This window comes from Phocaeicola faecalis (genome assembly GCF_021730445.1).
In the GTDB taxonomy this organism is placed as follows: domain Bacteria; phylum Bacteroidota; class Bacteroidia; order Bacteroidales; family Bacteroidaceae; genus Phocaeicola; species Phocaeicola faecalis.
In genome coordinates, this window is record NZ_JADNRM010000015.1 from 35,161 (window position 1) to 53,769 (window position 18,609).

An 18,609-nucleotide genomic window follows, 5' to 3' on the forward strand; every position below is an offset into this window, starting at 1 on the left:
AAAATTATGCACCAATTACTCCATATCGTCTGGAATCCCGAAATAGAGGCAATCTCTATCTTCGGCATCACTATCCGTTACTATTCCATCCTGTTTGTCACAGGACTGATTTTGGCCTACTGGGTCATCTCCAAACTGTATAAAGACCAAAAGATTCCGTATGAGAAATTTGATTCCCTCTTTATTTACTGCCTGCTGGGTATCGTTGCAGGCGCACGGTTGGGGCATTGCCTGTTTTATGAACCGGGCTATTGGCTTTCCCACCCTCTCGAAATGATTCTTCCCGTCAAGTTTATAGACGGAGGCATCAAATGGACAGGCTATCTAGGTTTAGCGAGCCACGGAGGAACCATCGGATTGCTACTCTCCCTTTGGATTTATGCCCGTAAAATGAAATTAAACTATCTTTCCGTACTCGACAACATTGCCATTGCCACCCCTATCGCCGCCTGTTTTATCCGTTTGGGCAACTTGATGAATGGCGAGATAGTCGGCAAACTGAGTAATGTGCCCTGGGCATTCATCTTCCCCCGCGAAGGAATGCAACCGCGCCATCCGGCACAACTCTATGAAGCCATAGCCTATCTCATCATCTTCGTCATAGGACTGTCTTTATACAAGAAATACAAAACCTCCCTCCTTCCGGGTTTCTATTTCGGCTACTGCCTCACCACCATCTTCGTTTTCCGCTTCTTCGTAGAGTTTATCAAAGCAAGCCAAGAAGCATACGAAGACAGCATGATGCTCAATATGGGGCAATGGCTCAGCATTCCGTTTATCCTCATCGGAGCACATTTTATGTATCACTCTTTCAAACCGGCTAAAAACAAATGAAACATATCATAGACATTGACACTTGGGAACGTCGGGACAACTATAATTTCTTCCGCACTTTCCACAATTCATGGATTTCCATCACCAGCGAGGTAGAATGCGGCGAAGCCCTTGCTGCGGCAAAAGCCTCCGGACGCTCCTTTTTCCTTTATTATCTTTATGCCATCCTTCGGGCTGCCAATGAAGTGAAAGAGTTCAGATTTCGTACAGACAAGCATGGAAATGTAGTTTATCATGACACGGTGGACATGAGTACCCCCATCGCCGTGCCGGGAAAGACCTTCTACACGGTGCGCATCCCCTATCATGAAGATTTCGAATGTTTCTATGCAGAAGCACGCCGCATCATCACTTCTATCCCCGAAGACGGCGACCCATACGGCACCGACAAAGAGATAGAAGAAAAAGGAGACTATGATGTAGTTCAGCTCAGTGCCACTCCCCAGCTTTACTTCACCTCGCTCACCTACACCCAGAAAGAACCGGAGCACCCGCTGGACTATCCATTAATGAATGCAGGAAAGGCTGTCATCCGGGGTGGAGTACCGGTGATGCCCATCGCCTTGACTGTCAGCCACGCTTTTGTAGACGGAGCGCATATAGCACAGTTCTTTCAGAAAGTTGAAAAGACAATGAAAGAACTGGCTGAAGCCAAATAACAGGTTAAAGGAAGGGATACCATTTCATGACCACGCACGAATGATATCCCTTTTACTAGAATTCCTTAAAACAGTCAATGCACTGTCCGGCTTCACATTCAGCTATGAATCTACCTGATATAATACCTCTAAAAGAGAAAGATAACTGCCTGAGAAGCATTTACGTACTTTTTTATCAGCACTTTCCCAAATACACAATCCAGCCTTCCTCCTGAGTGAACGAGAATAGACGATTAATATTGTAAAACCTTACCGACTGATATCATAAGTATATATTTTATAAGGCTCCTTCCTATTTACTGCATACAATATTCCATTCGGAGAAACAGTAAACTTGTCATATACTTTATCAAACAGAAATCTATTTTTCAAATTTCCATCCCAATCCCATACTTGCAATTCCGGTATGGCGCCTTTTACATATATCTGTTCACTAGTAACACCTTGATAAAAAAGAACATAAATCGTATCATCCATAGCCACTGCCGACAACCAAAAAGGGGTAGTAATTCTTTCTCTTAGCTTCTCCAATGTATTATGCCGCTCCGGAATATCTTTTAGCCTGATTTCCTGTAACAGTTCTCCAGCCATACTGTATTTGCGGATAAGGTTATGATATATATAAAAGTCAAATATAACCTTTTTGCCCATTCTTCCGGCCGTACATTTATAATCTAATCGGGCCTGTTCCTCCTGCTCTAGATTTTTAGATGGATAATCGCCAAAAGGGACAGCAGTTCCACTCGAATAAATAAAATGTTCTTTTCCACTAGAACCGTCCGTATTACCACTCATAATATAATAATCATTATCCAACCGAACTAACTGATTTATTGCATCAGGAATAGCTATTGCTACATTGTGTACTATACAGATTTTCTTGTTCTCAATCATGATTTCTCGTTCAATATCATTATCCAAAATAAAAAAGCTGGAGTCCGAACTCACAAAATAATCCGCTCGTGGATGAATCAATTCATTAGGTCCCCCGCCCTTATATCCTGAAGAGAATTCATATTTCAAGCTGTCCGCCGTCCAAAAAGAGAGAGTCGGGTCATTCTTTGGTTCGATAAACACCAAATGATTATTAAAATAAAAGAACCCACGTGGATCTAAAATTTTGGTAGAATCTAAATTAAACTCCCGGAACGTACCTTGTTCCAGCTTTACATCACTCAGATTCAGTTCTTTAAAATGTCGGGAAGAACATCCAACAGACAACGCTATCGACACAAAACATACAATGTAATAAATGTATTTCATAATTGCTTCCTTATTATTTAAAATAAAAAAAGACAGTTCATCAAAAAGAGCCAGCAACCATCAGAAGGATAATTCCGATGCTAATAATCAGTATTCCCTTTTTATAATAGTATTTTTCAAATTTACTCACAATAATAGTCATAATAAATGTGACTGACAAGAATATGTTTCTTTTTCACTATAAGTACCTACCCCCCAAACAATAGACATTGTTTGGGAAAAACCTCCTGTCAACTTTTGTCTTTCTTTATAAGACATCCGGAGAGTTGAAACGAAAAATGCCGATGCACTTCTCGTCCGCATCGGCATTTTCTATATAGACAAATATCTTATTCAAAAACGGTATCCTATAGAAACCTGTAAGGTAGAATTACGTAAACCATAGGTCGGTTGCGCCTTCATAAGCGTTTGTTTTTAGTTTCTCTCCTACTGCCACTTTTAGAACTTATAACCTATACCAGCAGAAAGTGTCAGCCCATGCCCTCCATAGTTCACAAAATTCGTTTTCAGAGAATACTTACAGTCCATAGAAACGAACCAATGTTTATGCTCCACAGACACTCCCCCTTTCAAACCGTAAGTGAAATGGTTACCAAAATCAAGATGCCACCATTCGCCATATTTCTGCTGACATCCGAACATAGCATACTGCACATAAGGCCCTGCATTAATACGCATAGAGAAAGCATCACTCAACTTCACTTTAAAAGAAGCCAATACAGGAAGTGTCAAAGCATATTGGCTAAAAAACGCATCTACCTTTGTCTTGTCCTTCGAATCATTTTCTTCGTAAGTAAGTATCAACTGCGGTTGGATATACCATGATTCACTCAACCGGATATCATACAGCCCACCAACATAGCCACCGGCTCTCCATGCAAATCCTTTGGCAGAAGTAGTTGACAGATTAACACCACCGACCACTCCCCACCGGTTCTGAGCAGCAGCCGAAAATACTACAATCATAAAAAGCGACATCAAAAATAATAACTTTGCTTTCATATCTCTTTGTTTTAAAATGATGCTGCAAAGTTAGGATGAGAATAGTATAACAACAAGCGAAAGCGATGACACTACAAAAAGATAATACACTATCTATCAGTAGTATACATTCTACACCTCTGACAATTTCCGCTTTATTCTGGACCTGCGCTGATTAATGGCTTGCGTATCGCTAAAACCCAGACATAATGCAACGGTCAAAGAAGAGAGCCCTGTCTGTTCCATACAAAGAAAGAACAAATCATCTTCAGTCAACCCCGAACACTTAGCTTGCAAAGAAGATACATACGTCGAATAAATCCCCAAAATCACTTTTTTAAGCTTATCTGTCTCCACCGTAGAGAAGACCATTCTATGCTTTTTATCTGTCTTATCCTGATTGGCCAATGCCATTACTTTTCTATAAATCGGTGTCTGCTGGAACTGCCAAGCCTGCAACTCTATCTTCTCTTTCTCCAATTGAGTTATCAACCGCTCTCTTTTGCTGATTTCATCCAGATTCTTATTTTCCTTATCCCGCAAAAGAGCGATGACAGCTTCATTCTCCTCTATCCGCCATTGCATCGTACGCAGTTTGTCATTCGTATACTCCAATGACTGTTGATAAAGCACTTCCTGCCTGTTCTTCCTATTAATACGGTATTGGTAAACGAGAATCATTACAAAGAAGATGACAACAGCGACAAAAACTATCAGTCCTATCGTCATTCTTGACTTTCTTTGTTCCTCCCTTATTCCCAGTTCCGTTTGATGCTTATAGACCAGATGCTGTACTTCGGACAGTTCCTCACCGGCATCCAAGGAATCCCGAATCATCACAAAAGTATCCAGATAGTGATAAGCAGACTTATAATTGCCCAATTGGGCTTTAACCACAGCAAGTGACCAATAAGGCATTGCTTGAGGCTCAGAGAGAAACAAGCTCTTATCCAAATAATAGCCGGCAGAATCATATTGCCCCAAATCAATATATAAATCACCCATATTCAAAAAATAAAGCCCCGATTGGGGATATTTGTCAGAGAGAGACTGCAACACCTTACGTGCATAAACCACAGCCGAATCTGTTTCTCGAAATTGTCTATAACGGATACTCAGATTATGCCAAGAGGCAATCATCATGCTTGTATCTCCTCCATTCTCCGCATACTCCACCGCTTTTCGCTGATAAGCAAGGGCAGAATCCTGTTTCCCCCTCATTGTATAGACATACCCGATATTATTATAGACCACGGCTGTATCTCCGGCATTATACGAATAATATAAAGACCGGTTCAACACTTCCAACGCCTTGTCATATAGCCCGCAATCTCCATACCATAATCCCAGCACGCTATAAATCAAGCTCCTGCATAGCGTATCCTCCGGATAATCCTGCAACACGTCCAACGCTTTCAGATTCATCTCTATCGCTGCCTTTTTATCATCCATCTGTGCCAGCAACCGCCCTTTATAAAGCAAAGCCACTGCCATCTCCTTATCATCATCGCCATAATAATCGAGTGCAAAATCCAATAATGAATCGCAAGGCAACAAAGGCAACTCATTTTTATCCATAGCCTCAGCCATTAGCAATGCATAATAGGCCCTGTCCGCTTCTGTCATTTCATCCAAAACAGATATACTCCTTAAAACAGTCAATGCACTGTCCGGCTTCACATTCAGCAATGAATCTACCTGATATAACAGCAGATTAGAGGAGTGGTGATTACAGGCAAACAAGCAAACAGCCAGCAGGCCGATGACATTTAAATTCACAATAAATGAACGCATAATAATTTTGTCTTTAGTTTTCTAGTTTTCTGCAGGCAAAGGTAGTAAAATACCTCTAAAAGAGAAAGATAACTGTCTGAGAAGCATTAAGAAGACAAAGTTTTACCATACACTGGTAAGAGTTCGCACGTAAGTACCCCCCCCAACAATGCCCATTGTTTACATAAACAATCACTACCGGTTGACCGTGAAGTACGCCGTCAGCGTACAATGTTTCCATAGCTTCTTCTTTTATTAATGAACGTAAAATATACATTAACCACTCTCGTGGTTAACTTTAACCACAATCGTGACTAAGCCTAACCACCCTCGTGAACAGACTTAACCACGGCGGTGGTTAAGCAATTGCAATAGGCTTCTTACATAAACGGTTACTATTGTTTGGAAAAACACTCTCTATTGTTTGAAAAAAGCCTCCAGCCAACTTTTGTCTTTCTTTATAAGACATTCGGAGAGTTGAAACAAAAAAAAATGAAAGTGTGTCGGAACTCTCATAAACTAAAAATCACCCTCGCCACAGGTAGTTGTAGCAAGGGTGATTTCGATAAAGATGTTCGTCAATTAATAGCCAAAGTCCTTTCCCCTATGAGTTCATAACCGACATCAGGCTTCACTTCAAGTCATAAGTATAATCATAAGGGCATTACATTTCTCCCTGCCTGCAACTCACATCTTTCAGCTTCCCCTGAAATCCATTCAGCGTATCTCCTATCTGCTGCAAAGGAAAGACCAAAGTCTCTTGATAGCGCATCTCATCCATCGACTTATACTTAGGATTATAGACCCGCATGGTTCTGCCTTCCAGACGCTCCTGCAATTTACCGTCCACATACAGGGAAGTGCCCTTGTAATCTCCTTCAATGCGGATGGAAGACCATCTGCCGGCCGGAAGACGATAAGAATTAAACACAAATGTGTAACCGTCGCGAGAGAAGGCAATCCGTCCCGTATTCTCCCAGTTTGTATATACCGTGGCATGAGCGCCTCTAAATAATACACCGCTGATATTCGTCTTTTCGTCCGGACAGATTTTGAATTCCACCGTATAGGGGTAGCCCACTTCCTGCAAAGCAGTCTGAACCGTATCCTTACCGGTAAAGAGCAGTTCCTGGCCGGGAACCGTCAGTGCGACATCTTTATGGGGAGAGATTTTGCCCGACAAGTTAATGCCCGGCGCTTCGGGCATCTCTTTGCAAAGAGCCTCAAATGCTTTATAAGGCACTTGTTTGTTGTCTCCCTTCCACAGTCTTTCGGTCAGCACCTGAACGGCCGGAAAAGCACGGATATGCACATCCTGTTGCGAGATGCCATTGCCGCATTGGTCGTTCCACACGGCAAACATTCCGCCCAATACCCCCGGAGTACCTTCGGGAAGTGTCTGCTTGCGGTTCATCAGCCAGGGAGTCCATGTCTCATACAGCCATTGATGGTCCAAAAACTCGCGATAGTAGCCCGCACCGGGCACAATATACAGATAGGTATCGCAAGTATTGATAAGCTTATATCCGTCTTTTAAAGATATTTCCGGGTCTACCCAGTCATACGACCACGCATTTACCGTTACTCCCTCTGCCTTTACAGGAGTCTTTCCGGGAAGCCATTTCAAGCCTCCCCACATACGCGGGGTCTTACCATACTTTTCAATGTACTTCAAGTAGCGGTCAGTGAAATAACGATACTGCTCGGCTTCTTTCTTATTGTATTCGTCCGTACCGATATGCACATCAGGGCCTATAAACACAGGATGCTCTCCTGAAAGATACTCATCAAGCAGCGAATCGATGAAACGGTACGTTTCCTCTTTATACAAGTCCAGATGGTCCATTCCATACTCTTTGCTGCCTATTTCGGGCTTGTATTGGGTGAAGCACAATGAATGGGCCGGAATGTCTATTTCGGGAATCACATTCACCCCATACTCCATGCCCAACCGCTGCAAGTCCGTAAACTCTTGTTTGGTATACGAACCGTCCTTTGCCGTCAGACCGGGGAAACGTTCGCTTTCAAGACGGAAAGCGGCATACGTCTTGTTCCAGTCATTGTCAAAGAACTGCGGAAAGCCGTTGTCGTTCAGGTGAATCTGGAATTCGTTCATCTTATAGAAGGAAAGTATCCTGACATATTGCTTCAGATAGTCCAACGTAAAGAACTTGCGGCCGGCGTCAATCATAAAGCCGCGGTTAGGGAATAAAGGAAAATCGCGTGCCGTCCCTTTCGAAATCTTTCCCTGCTGCTTATAAAGCATCTGCAGCAGCGTGCGGGTTCCCCAGAACACTCCTTTCCGGGTAGGCGCCTCAATCCCGGCATAACGGTTTACCGACAGTTTGTAGCCTTCATCGCCCAATTCTTTGTCGGGCTTCATCAGAGCCATATAAATATCATTTTTGCCCGGTTTACCGGTTCTCACGGAATAATTCCAGCCCAACATGGCGTTCAGGTCATCTGCCAATATCCCGGCGGTAGACAAAAGTACAGCCTCATCAGCAGGGTTTACAACAATATTGCCTTCGGCGGGAAGGGCCAGTTTGCCACTGCCTCCTTTCCATTGCTGAAGGGCAGGGATTACTTGGGGACACGGTTCTTGTGCGGAAATCGCAAGACATGCCATCCACAGACAGCATAAAGCAAAAAAGTTTTTCATAAGCATTGAGGTTTTAAAAAGAGGGGGATATTATTTCCCCCTGACTATTTTCTTGATATCATTCAGTTTATTCAAAGCTTCGAGAGGCGTCAGATTATTGACATCCAGCGTCAGAATCTCATCACGTATCTGACACAGCACCGGGTCGTCCAACTGGAAGAAACTGAGCTGCATCCCGTCTCGGCCGGAAGCTATCTCCGCCGTCGGTTTGGCAATCCCCTGCTGGCGGTTGTCCGTCTCCAACTGGTGCAAGATATCGTTTGCACGTTTCACGATGCTCTTCGGCATACCCGCCATTTTCGCCACATGGATACCGAAAGAGTGCTCACTGCCTCCCCTCTCCAGCTTGCGCAGGAAGATGACTTTATTATCCACCTCCTTCACCGACACATTGTAGTTCTTAATACGCTTGAAGGATTTCTCCATTTCATTCAGTTCATGGTAATGAGTGGCAAAAAGTGTACGCGCCTTTGCACGCGGATGCTCGTGGATGTGCTCCACTATCGCCCATGCAATAGAGATGCCATCGTAAGTGGAAGTGCCCCTGCCCAGCTCATCAAACAGCACCAGACTGTGCGGAGAAAGGTTGTTCAGAATATCCGCCGCCTCATTCATCTCTACCATAAAGGTAGACTCTCCCACCGATATATTGTCGCTGGCACCCACGCGGGTGAATATCTTATCCACCATGCCGATACGGGCACTCTCTGCAGGAACAAAACATCCTATCTGCGCCAACAGCGTAATCAATGCCGTCTGGCGGAGCAAAGCCGATTTACCCGCCATGTTAGGCCCCGTGATAATGATAATCTGCTGGCTGTCGGTATCCAGATACACATCATTGGCAATATACTTCTCCCCCACCGGAAGCTGTTTCTCTATCACCGGATGGCGTCCCTGCCTGATATCCAGCACATCACTATCCTCCACTATCGGACGGATGTACTTATTCGCTCCGGCAACATTGGCAAAAGCAAGCAGACAGTCCAAACGGGCTATCTGGTTGGCATTAATCTGAATGGCAGGGATATATTCGGCAAGGGAAAGAACCAAATCATTATAAAGCTTGGTTTCGAGCGTCAGAATCTTATCTTCCGCACCCAGAATCTTTTCTTCGTATTCCTTCAACTCCTGTGTGATATAACGCTCTGCATTCACCAGTGTCTGTTTGCGAATCCAGTCGGCAGGCACTTTGTCTTTGTGTGCATTGCGCACCTCTATGTAATAGCCGAATACATTGTTATAGGCAATCTTCAGGCTGGGAATGCCGGTCTGCTCACTCTCGCGCTGCTGCACCTGCAACAGATAATCCTTTCCCGAAAAAGCGATGCGGCGCAACTCGTCCAGCTCTTCATTTACCCCATCGGCTATCACTCCCCCTTTATTCACCAGCAACGGAGGGTCATTCTTTATCTCTTTGGCTATTTTCTCGCGGATATTGAGGCAAAGGTTAAGCTGTTCACCGATGCGGCGCAAACTGTCATTGTCGGCATTCAGACAAGCGTTCTTAATAGGCTCGATGGCCTGCAATGCCACTTTAAGCTGAACCACCTCACGCGGAGAGATACGTCCCACGGCCGCTTTAGACACAATGCGTTCCAGGTCGCCGATAAACTGCAACTTCTCCTCAATGAACTCTTTAAAGTCTGGTTCGCGGAAGAAATACTCCACCACATCCAGGCGCTCATTGATAGGCTTCTCGTCTTTCAACGGAAACACCACCCAGCGTTTCAGCAGACGGGCTCCCATCGGGCTGATTGTTTTGTCGATAACATCCAGCAGACTCGTGCCTCCGTCATTCATGCTACCCAGCAATTCCAGGCTCCGGACAGTGAATTTATCCAAGCGCACATAGCGGTCTTCCTCAATGCGCGACAGCGAGGTGATATGGCCGATTTGATAATGCTGCGTCATATCCAGATATTGCAGGATGGCACCCGAAGCGATAATACCGTTCTTGAGATGCTCGACGCCGAAACCTTTCAAATTCTTCGTTTCAAAGTGTTTCAACAGCTTCTCGCGAGAAGAAGTCTCGGTAAACACCCAGTCCTCCAATTCGAACGTGAAGAACTTGCTGCCGAAATTTCCTTCAAACATTCCCCGCTTTCCGCGTTCAAACAATATTTCCTTGGGAGCGAAGTTGTTCAACAGCTTGTCCACATAGTCAAACGGCCCTTCAGCCGTAAGAAATTCACCGGTAGAAATATCCAAAAAAGCAACACCACACGCAGCTTTACCGAAATGGACTGCCGCCAGAAAGTTATTCTCCTTATACGAAAGGACATTATCATTGATGGCCACCCCCGGAGTCACCAACTCGGTAATACCCCTCTTCACCAACTTCTTTGTCAGTTTAGGGTCTTCCAACTGGTCACAGATGGCCACACGCTTGCCGGCACGTATCAGTTTCGGCAGATAAGTATCCAGAGCATGATGCGGAAAGCCCGCCATCTCCACACTCTTCCCTTGTCCGTTGGCACGTTTGGTCAGTGTAATTCCCAATATTTCAGAGGCTACAATGGCATCTTCGGAATAGGTTTCATAGAAATCTCCACACCTAAAAAGCATGATTGCATCGGGATGCTTTGCCTTCAACTCAAAAAACTGCTTCATCATCGGGGTTAAAACCACATCATTTGCCACTGTTGTATCCTTTCTTTTTAAAGTTAATATCACCGGACAAAGATAGCAAATCGACCTCTGATTTTAAAACAGTGAAAGGAAAAGTTTTACACTATTTATCCCTCTTGCAGCTACACAATATCTACAATAATCTTTGCTTCTTTCAATTTTCGGAGTATCTTTTCTTCTTTCATTGAGCGTGCCGGCATCTTGCCATGAGCCAACCGCCATACTTTCCACGGAGTAACCTGATGCTTGAATGCCAGACTACAATAAACAAAACGATACTTTGAATTCCAAAATCTAAATATTTCCATTATCTCAATGATTTTATCTGTCTTGTAGCTCCGGCAAGACACTTATTATTATTAGAAACGTGGAACTATCTGTTCTAATATCCGCTTAGGAAGGCCCTGAGATTGCCTGTGAACACGAATATACGACAGCTTAGCCCCACGCTATAACAAGCGTGAGAACCAACTGCGTCCTTCATGTGTTCACGAAAATTTCTCAGGTTTTCCTAAACATGAAAAAGACACAACGTTTCTCTGCAACGTAATCTTTTATAAATCCGCAGAGACATCTCCATGTCTCAAACTTGTACAAAAGTAGTGATTAATTGTCAATATACGCCCAATAAATACCAAAATATTAACCGCATAGTCATTTTATTGTTTCTATCTTTGTGCACATAAACAAATAAAGACCAATGAAAAAGATACAAGTAAAAGAGCTGAAAGACAACATGTTTGAGACAATCAGCAAAGAATGGATGCTGGTAACCGCCGGCACAAAGGAAAAATTCAATACAATGACTGCCAACTGGGGCGGCATCGGATTCTTATGGAACAAGCCGGTAGCCTTCATCTTTATCCGCCCCGAACGCTACACGTTCGACTTCATAGAGCAGAATGATTACCTCACTCTCTCTTTCCTGGGCGAAGAGCATAAGGATGTTCACAAAATTTGTGGTTCTAAGTCAGGGCGAGATATCGACAAAGTGAAAGCAACAGGACTTCAACCCTTATTCACCGAAAATGGAAGTATTACTTTTGAACAGGCCCGGCTGACCTTTGAGTGCAAGAAACTGTATGCCGATATGATTAAGCCGGAAGACTTTATCGACCAAAGCATTATCGACCGATGGTATGGAGAAGCGCATGGCGGCTTCCATAAAATGTATGTGGTAGAGATTGTCAATGTATTGGAGGCAATCTCATAAAACAGGCGGCTGAGTACCTAAAATGGAAAGTATATATCCTGTTCTTGGCACAGTTTCCAAGGACAGGCTCTCGTCTTCCGACAGATATTTCCGCAGTCTCGCCACATAGTTATTCAAACTCTGCTCGCTGCCGGGAGTACCCTCCCACAGCTCCTGCACTATTTGTTCGCGACTTACTGTTTGATTCATGTTCTGTGCCAACAACTTCAGCAGTTTATATTCAAACTCAGTCAGCCTTCTCACAGGCTCATCGCCTTTGAACAACATACTGTCTCCGGCTCTCAGATTAAACATTCCGATGGATAGTCCTTTCGGATGGAAATATGGCGTGTGCCTGCGTATGTAAGCCACCAACTCCTCCATTTCGAAAGGCTTTCGCAGATAAGCGATGCCACCTGCATCCAGCGCCCTTGCCACTTCCGAACCGGCTATGTGTGAAGAGACAAACAGAATCGGTGTATCGGGAGCCGTCAGTTTGAGTTCCGCAACGGCATCTATTCCATTCTTTTCTCCTATCTCTACATCCAGCACCATAATGTCCGGCTGCATTTCCTGAACCACACCCTGAATTCCTACCAGCGTAGTGCAATACTCTGCAGCATAGCCCGATGCCCTCAATGCCAAGATTACCACTTGTCCCAATGCGATGTCATCGTCTACAAACAGAACTTTTGTCTTTTCCATCCGTCTTTTCTCCTTTCAATCAACGATATGGAATAATGAATGTAAAAGTGCTTCCTTCACCTTCGGCACTCTTCATCATTATTTCCCCTCCATGTTCATTTATAATATATTTGGATTGTGCCAAGCCTATGCCGTAACCCTTCTGCTGTTGCTCTTCGCTTCGGGGAACCCGATAGAACTGGGTGAACAATTTCTTCTGATGGGTGGCGGCGATGCCCCAACCATTGTCTTTGACAGACACACGCAACCGCTCATCCACAATAGAAAGAGAGACCTCTATTCTCACTCCTGCATCCGAATATTTCAAGGCATTCTCCATCAGGTTACGAAGCACGTTCTCTATATACATGCCATCGGCCATTACCTGCAAACCCGAAGGAAGTTCATTGATGATGCAGATGGTATGAGGCTTGTCCGGATAGAGGCAGGACAACTCCTTCTTCACTCCCGCTGCTATTTCCGGAACATCAATCAGACTTTTATTCAATACCACCTGATGACGATTCATGCGTGCGGTCATTAACAAAGCCTCTATGTTGGAAATCAGACGCTTCACACCCGCTTTACTCGTTTCAAGCATCTCCTTGGTCTCCTCATCGGATACCACTAATTTCAACCACCCCATCATCGTAATGACACTGTTCAATGGAGACTTCAAATCATGAATAGTGCCATTTATAGTCATTTCCCTCTTGCGGAGCAAGGCTTCCTTCCGACGAATGGCAGTCAGCTGGAAAAACAGACAAAGTAATACCAGCAGCATCATGCAGGCAGAAAGAGCCAGCGTCCAAAGCTGATGCCGCAGAAAATGAGACATAGGAATATCTGCCTTTACCTGAAGATATTGCAAGCCTTTTGTGCCAATAGGCATGAACTTAGATACATAATCAGGCGTATGGCTTTCCAAGTCTCCAACAGAAGAAATCATTACGGTGTCTTTATCATAAAGAAGAAATTGATGAGGATGATGGATAATGCTATCTGATAAATGCCAAAGGCTGTCCAAAGTATGCATATTCAGGGGGAAACCTGCTGCTAATAAATAATCTTGCGCCAATTGAGATACAATCTCTCCGGTTGTAGTACCTATCCCCATCTTTCTAGCTGCCGGCAAATTAAATGTATCTTTATTAGTCGGTAATTTACGAATACTGTCTAACTCTTGCGGAGTCATGTCCGACAATAATTTCACTTTAAGCACAGGTTTCGTTTGTATCGGCCGTCCCGACCGTAAATCACTTCGAATCCACTTTTCATCTTCTATTATTCTTTTTGTAACCTCACTTATATTAATTATATCTTCAGCCACATCTTGATTATATAAACTAAATATATAACTAATTTGCAGACAGACTGTTGCAGCCATAGCAATAAAGGTGATATAATAATATTTCTTCATTTTATAATCAGTTCTACGCGACAAAGATAATTGTTTCTGATCAAAAAGATTATAAAATGATTATGTTTTTATTATAAACGCTCTTTTTAAAACGACTTACCTTTGCGAAGTATAAAAAAAAACACTAATGGAAACAATAAACTTAGAAAAACTTACGACAGAAGCGATAGAGTTAATAAAGGGCGGTGGATGGGTCTTTCAAGAAAACCAATGGATATGGATTGAAGATGATCCCCCTACGGATGACAATGATTGGAGTTATAATATCCAATCTAAAATAAAATGACTATTTATTACCGGTAAATTAAATAAGTACAGAACCTAATCTGTATAATCAATAGGAGCAGATGCCGAAAAGCTTATAGAGTAGGTTCATACCAAAAACGTATAAGATGAAATCTATTACGACACTGGAAAACATCCCTGATTCATTGGATATCCAAGAAATGATGGATGTAAAAGGAGGCGCAGAAGCAAGAGCTATCTGTATCTTTGCTGCAGCAGTTAAATGCACTGTATCAGGTTCTGGTACCTGCACCGTATCAGGTTCTGGTACGGTTGTTGCACCGAAACCAAATCCAAATCCAACTACACCTACAGAACCCGGACATTAAAAGTCTAACAATGTAGAAGAAAGATGTCACAATATATTTGAGACACAAGTATATTTGTGGCATCTTCATTCACTCTATTTAAACACAAAATATGATAGATATCAATAATATATATATTTTAAACCCTGACTATCATTTTAAAAATGATATTGACAGAATTGTTATGTATTCCAACAAGCAAGTAAAATACAATGCTTCCATTGAATGGATAGGATACATACATCCGTTTCAGGCCATGATATTATCTCTCTTCACCGATAATAAAACGTTAGCAGAACATATAGATGAAATAGCAAAACATTTTCATTTATCTCCTAATGCGGTGTATGATATGATTCTTCCATATATAAACAACTCCGGATATTGCTTTACAGTTACAGATTCCAATAAAGTTATTTTCCCTGAAAATACACTCATACCTCTTTCCCAAATAGAAGCAGAAGATATGCATTATGATTTTAGCATAAGCGACCTTCAATGCAGCAATGTAGACCTGACACCGGATAGAATGCATCGCTCCCCACAATCTCTACTATTTATGCTTACCAACAAATGCGTTACAAACTGTAAATATTGCTACGCAGACAAGAAAACTAAATGCATAGAACTGGATACCGAAAAGATATTAGCTCTTATCGAAGAAGCCAAACAACTTAAAATGTCATATATAGATATCATAGGCGGAGAAGTATTTTGTAAAAAAGACTGGGAGATTATCCTTCACAAATTAGTGGCTTCAGACTTAACTCCTAGCTATATATCAACTAAGGTTCCTATTAATGCCAGTATTGCCGAAAAGTTATATAAAACAGGGTACAATAATGTCATACAGATTTCTCTGGACATCTTAGACGAAAATAAACTTATTGACCTGATCGAATGCAAGAAAGGCTATCTTAAAAGCATTAAAGATGGAATTGACATTCTACAAGAATACGGCTTCAAGATTCAGATAGATACCATTTTAACCAAACACAATTCAAATAAAAGCGATATAATAGAATTATACAACTATATCAAACAAATTAAAAATCTTGTTTATTGGGAAATCAGAGTGCCCGAATTATCAATCTATACTCCACAAACATTTTCAGAAATACAAGCCACTAAAAAAGATTTAACTGAAATTTGCTCCTTCATTAAATCGGAGCTAATACCTGATAAAGGATGTACTATCTATGTAAGCGATGAAGCCATAGAAGAAATTTATAAAAAAGGAAAGCCCAACGACCAATGCTTTAAAGGAGGGTCATGCGGAATTCTAGAAAATCGATTATTCGTATTGCCCGACGGGAAAGTAACACTTTGCGAACAACTATATTGGCATCCTCAATTCATTTTAGGAGACTTAAAAGAACAGACATTAGCAGAAATTTGGCAATCGCCGAGAGCTAAAGCCTTATTTGAAATGGGACAAACTCAGTTTCGGGAAAATAGTGCCTGCACGAAATGTCACATTTTTGAGTTTTGCAGAAAGAACCACAGACGATGCCTAGTAAAAGTTATAAAAGCGTATGGAGAAGAGAATTGGGATTATCCTGACCCTCGCTGCCAATATGCTCCAACTATTCAAACAAACCTAATTTATAAATAAACAATGAGACATTTATACATCCTCCTAGCATTGGTATATGTCACACATAGCCATGCACAAACAAGTAATATTGTCGGACAGGTAATAGACAAAGACAGTGTTGCCATAGAAGGTGTTGCCATCATTCTGCAAAAGCAGGACTCAACCTTTATAGCCGGAACCATAACGGACAAGGAAGGGCGGTTCACTCTTCCGATGACGGAAAAGCCCTATCGGTTGATGTTCCAACATCTGGCATACGAAACTATGTGTTTGAACTCATCTAAAGAACAAATAGGAAATATAATTTTAAAGGAATCAGACAGTAAACTGGATGAAGTAATCGTAAAAGCAGAACGGCCGGTTATTCGGATGATTAACAATAGATTAACCTACGATTTGCAGTCAGTAAAACAAAATAAAATAATCGCTAATGCTCACGAACTACTGAAAGAATTGCCCAGTATCAGCAGCACAGATGGAAACAGCCTCAACCTAGCAGGAGCGAACGGCACTACCATATTAATATCCGGCAAAGTCTCCAGCCTGAGTACCGAACAAATCATTGAATATTTAAAAACATTGCCGGCCGAAAAAGTGGAGAAAGTGGAAGTTATCTACAATGCTCCTCCACAACTACACATTAAAGGTGCCGTTATCAATGTGGTACTGAAAAAAGAAAATAGATACACCATGAATGGACAGGTACAGGCTACATGGACCAACCAGCATGAAAATTCTTTCAGCGGTGTGGGAAGTTTGTTTCTGACTAGCCCCAAATGGTCATTCGACTTAATGTATTCAATTGCTGACAACAAACAAATAAGTAAAAGCACAACTACAGCAAAACATACCTTGGGAAACGATATCTATGACATTGACTCGGAAAGTCGTACCAAATCAACTAGCAACAAACATAACGTATACACAAACATAGCGTATAACTTAGATGATACCCACTCACTGGAACTGTCATACAACGGACTATATGCCCCCCGGAACAAATCAGATGCATATAGCGTGAACAACCTATTTTCGGATGCAAACTCCCTAAACAAAGGAAAAAACTACTTACACAATGCCAGCCTGTACTACAAACATAAATGGGGAAACATTTCTGTAGAGTACACTAACTATACAGACGACAACACGCAAAACATGAAGTATATAAAAGACCACCACTCCATAGATGCATTCACCTATCAGCGAAAACAGAATATAGACCGCGTGAAAGCGTATGCCGACATGAGCCATAACTTGAAGAACAATTGGATATTAAACTATGGAGCCAGCTATAACTATGTAAAGAACAACAACAAACAAAGCAATGTAGACAAACAGCACGACAATGAAGGCAGTTTTACAAATGCCTTCGCTACAGAAGAACATACAGGAAATATTTATGCCGGTACCCAAAAATCTTTCTATGAAGGAAAACTGTCGATAGATTGTTCACTCATCGGTGAATTATACAAAATAAACAGTTACAGAAAAAATGCCTTGTTGCCTAATATAACAGTTACTTTTATTCCGGAAAACAATCACATCTTCCAGTTGGCATACAATTCCATCAGGAGCTATCCGAGTTATTGGCAAAGACAGAATTACACTTCCTATAATGATGAATATAGCATCTCTATGGGCAACCCTCTACTAAAACCGGCACGAACCGGCAATGCCAATTTGACCTATGTATTGAAGAATAAATACACTTTTCAAGTCTCCTACTATAAGGTGGAAGATTTTTTCATAGACCAAAGCTATCAATCGCCGGAGAAACTGCAATTACTGCATAAAACTTTCAATATAGACTACACGTCGTTGCTGAACTTTACAGCAGCCATTCCTATCAATTTCGGGAATATTGTCAGCTCAAACCTGATTGCTAACATATACAACGAACGTTATAAAAGCAACGAATGGTTTCAACTTGCATACAACAGAAATAAATGGACCGGATCGTTAATGGCTTACAACACTATCTTCATATCAAAAAAGCCCAATATAACCATGAATCTTATGGCTTTCTACAGAACTCCCAGCATACAGGGAATCTGGGATTTGGAAGATAACTGGTGCATCAACACCGGTTTGAGATATACTTTTGCAAAAGATAAAGCAATAGTCAGCCTACAATGCAATGACATTTTTGAATCCTTGTATCCCAAAGTAAAGGTAAGATTTGACAAACAGTATCAAAACCTCAACCAAAATTTCTATCAACGCAATATCACATTGAGTTTTACCTACAAATTCAACGGATTCCAAGATAGAACTCCTAAAGAAGTGGATACTTCAAGATATGGAGTAAATTAACGTACCA

15 protein-coding genes and 1 pseudogene are annotated in these 18,609 nt (G+C 42.0%); 8 read left to right on the forward strand and 8 right to left on the reverse strand.

Going from position 1 to position 18,609, the window contains the following annotated elements:
- Positions 1 to 3: 3 nt before the first annotated feature.
- Together lgt and IR173_RS13335 are read left to right on the forward strand one after the other, a co-directional pair.
- On the forward strand, positions 4 to 834 hold the full coding sequence (lgt, locus tag IR173_RS13330; protein WP_237040148.1) for a prolipoprotein diacylglyceryl transferase: 831 nt from the start codon (positions 4 to 6) through the stop codon (positions 832 to 834).
- A complete protein-coding gene (locus IR173_RS13335; RefSeq protein WP_237040088.1) occupies positions 831 to 1,493 on the forward strand; it encodes a chloramphenicol acetyltransferase in 663 nt (220 codons plus the stop codon). The genes lgt and IR173_RS13335 overlap by 4 nt, the downstream gene beginning before the upstream one ends.
- A gap of 249 nt (positions 1,494 to 1,742) precedes the next feature.
- Here the strand turns inward: IR173_RS13335 and IR173_RS13340 are convergent, their stop codons facing one another.
- The 6 genes from IR173_RS13340 to IR173_RS13365 all read right to left on the reverse strand — a co-directional run bounded on the left by IR173_RS13340 (position 1,743) and on the right by IR173_RS13365 (position 11,111).
- Positions 1,743 to 2,756, reverse strand: a complete 1,014-nt coding sequence (locus IR173_RS13340; RefSeq protein ID WP_237040089.1) for a TolB-like 6-bladed beta-propeller domain-containing protein — start codon at positions 2,754 to 2,756, stop codon at positions 1,743 to 1,745.
- A 438-nt stretch (positions 2,757 to 3,194) separates the two neighbouring features.
- A complete protein-coding gene (locus IR173_RS13345; RefSeq protein ID WP_237040090.1) occupies positions 3,195 to 3,758 on the reverse strand; it encodes a porin family protein in 564 nt (187 codons plus the stop codon).
- 111 nt (positions 3,759 to 3,869) lie between these two features.
- Entirely contained in the window at positions 3,870 to 5,531 is a 1,662-nt protein-coding gene (locus IR173_RS13350; RefSeq protein ID WP_237040091.1) for a tetratricopeptide repeat protein, read from the reverse strand.
- Between the two features lie 643 nt (positions 5,532 to 6,174).
- Positions 6,175 to 8,172 (reverse strand): family 20 glycosylhydrolase, encoded by a 1,998-nt coding sequence (locus IR173_RS13355; RefSeq protein WP_237040092.1) that lies wholly within the window; start codon positions 8,170 to 8,172, stop codon positions 6,175 to 6,177.
- 30 nt (positions 8,173 to 8,202) lie between these two features.
- On the reverse strand, positions 8,203 to 10,815 hold the full coding sequence (gene mutS, locus IR173_RS13360; RefSeq protein ID WP_237040093.1) for a DNA mismatch repair protein MutS: 2,613 nt from the start codon (positions 10,813 to 10,815) through the stop codon (positions 8,203 to 8,205).
- A gap of 110 nt (positions 10,816 to 10,925) precedes the next feature.
- Positions 10,926 to 11,111 (reverse strand): hypothetical protein, encoded by a 186-nt coding sequence (locus IR173_RS13365; RefSeq protein ID WP_237040094.1) that lies wholly within the window; start codon positions 11,109 to 11,111, stop codon positions 10,926 to 10,928.
- A gap of 392 nt (positions 11,112 to 11,503) precedes the next feature.
- Between IR173_RS13365 and IR173_RS13370 the strand changes: the two genes are divergently transcribed.
- Positions 11,504 to 12,016: a flavin reductase family protein gene (locus tag IR173_RS13370; RefSeq protein ID WP_237040095.1), complete on the forward strand. Its 513-nt coding sequence runs from the start codon at positions 11,504 to 11,506 to the stop codon at positions 12,014 to 12,016.
- Here the strand turns inward: IR173_RS13370 and IR173_RS13375 are convergent.
- The gene (locus IR173_RS13375) at positions 12,011 to 12,700 is read right to left on the reverse strand and encodes a response regulator transcription factor (RefSeq protein WP_237040096.1); all 690 of its coding nucleotides are present in this window, start codon (positions 12,698 to 12,700) and stop codon (positions 12,011 to 12,013) included. The genes IR173_RS13370 and IR173_RS13375 overlap by 6 nt on opposite strands.
- A 19-nt stretch (positions 12,701 to 12,719) precedes the next feature.
- Positions 12,720 to 14,099 carry a sensor histidine kinase gene (locus IR173_RS13380; RefSeq protein ID WP_237040097.1) on the reverse strand — a complete coding sequence of 460 codons (1,380 nt, stop codon included), beginning with the start codon at positions 14,097 to 14,099 and terminating at the stop codon, positions 12,720 to 12,722.
- A gap of 127 nt (positions 14,100 to 14,226) precedes the next feature.
- Between IR173_RS13380 and IR173_RS13385 the strand changes: the two genes are divergently transcribed.
- The 5 genes and pseudogenes from IR173_RS13385 (at position 14,227) to IR173_RS13400 (ending at position 18,602) form a co-directional block, all read left to right on the forward strand.
- Positions 14,227 to 14,385: a hypothetical protein gene (locus IR173_RS13385; RefSeq protein ID WP_237040098.1), complete on the forward strand. Its 159-nt coding sequence runs from the start codon at positions 14,227 to 14,229 to the stop codon at positions 14,383 to 14,385.
- 106 nt (positions 14,386 to 14,491) lie between these two features.
- Positions 14,492 to 14,713, forward strand: a complete 222-nt coding sequence (locus IR173_RS13390; protein WP_237040099.1) for a hypothetical protein — start codon at positions 14,492 to 14,494, stop codon at positions 14,711 to 14,713.
- A gap of 91 nt (positions 14,714 to 14,804) precedes the next feature.
- Positions 14,805 to 16,307, forward strand: a complete 1,503-nt coding sequence (locus IR173_RS13395) for a radical SAM/SPASM domain-containing protein (protein WP_237040100.1) — start codon at positions 14,805 to 14,807, stop codon at positions 16,305 to 16,307.
- 3 nt (positions 16,308 to 16,310) lie between these two features.
- Positions 16,311 to 16,622 (forward strand): annotated as a pseudogene (locus IR173_RS18240) (carboxypeptidase-like regulatory domain-containing protein); the annotation flags it as partial.
- A 459-nt stretch (positions 16,623 to 17,081) separates the two neighbouring features.
- Positions 17,082 to 18,602, forward strand: a complete 1,521-nt coding sequence (locus IR173_RS13400) for an outer membrane beta-barrel family protein (protein ID WP_394800675.1) — start codon at positions 17,082 to 17,084, stop codon at positions 18,600 to 18,602.
- Positions 18,603 to 18,609 lie beyond the last annotated feature (7 nt).

Excerpts from the sequence above, each read along its gene's own strand:
- IR173_RS13335 (WP_237040088.1), top strand. The coding sequence starts at position 831 with ATGAAACATATCATAGACATTGACACTTGGGAACGTCGGGACAACTAT.
- IR173_RS13340 (WP_237040089.1), bottom strand. The coding sequence starts at position 2,756 with ATGAAATACATTTATTACATTGTATGTTTTGTGTCGATAGCGTTGTCT.
- IR173_RS13345 (WP_237040090.1), bottom strand. The coding sequence starts at position 3,758 with ATGAAAGCAAAGTTATTATTTTTGATGTCGCTTTTTATGATTGTAGTA.
- IR173_RS13350 (WP_237040091.1), bottom strand. The coding sequence starts at position 5,531 with ATGCGTTCATTTATTGTGAATTTAAATGTCATCGGCCTGCTGGCTGTT.
- IR173_RS13355 (WP_237040092.1), bottom strand. The coding sequence starts at position 8,172 with ATGAAAAACTTTTTTGCTTTATGCTGTCTGTGGATGGCATGTCTTGCG.
- IR173_RS13365 (WP_237040094.1), bottom strand. The coding sequence starts at position 11,111 with ATGGAAATATTTAGATTTTGGAATTCAAAGTATCGTTTTGTTTATTGT.
- IR173_RS13370 (WP_237040095.1), top strand. The coding sequence starts at position 11,504 with ATGAAAAAGATACAAGTAAAAGAGCTGAAAGACAACATGTTTGAGACA.
- IR173_RS13375 (WP_237040096.1), bottom strand. The coding sequence starts at position 12,700 with ATGGAAAAGACAAAAGTTCTGTTTGTAGACGATGACATCGCATTGGGA.
- IR173_RS13380 (WP_237040097.1), bottom strand. The coding sequence starts at position 14,099 with ATGAAGAAATATTATTATATCACCTTTATTGCTATGGCTGCAACAGTC.
- IR173_RS13385 (WP_237040098.1), top strand. The coding sequence starts at position 14,227 with ATGGAAACAATAAACTTAGAAAAACTTACGACAGAAGCGATAGAGTTA.
- IR173_RS13390 (WP_237040099.1), top strand. The coding sequence starts at position 14,492 with ATGAAATCTATTACGACACTGGAAAACATCCCTGATTCATTGGATATC.
- IR173_RS13395 (WP_237040100.1), top strand. The coding sequence starts at position 14,805 with ATGATAGATATCAATAATATATATATTTTAAACCCTGACTATCATTTT.
- IR173_RS13400 (WP_394800675.1), top strand. The coding sequence starts at position 17,082 with ATGTATTCAATTGCTGACAACAAACAAATAAGTAAAAGCACAACTACA.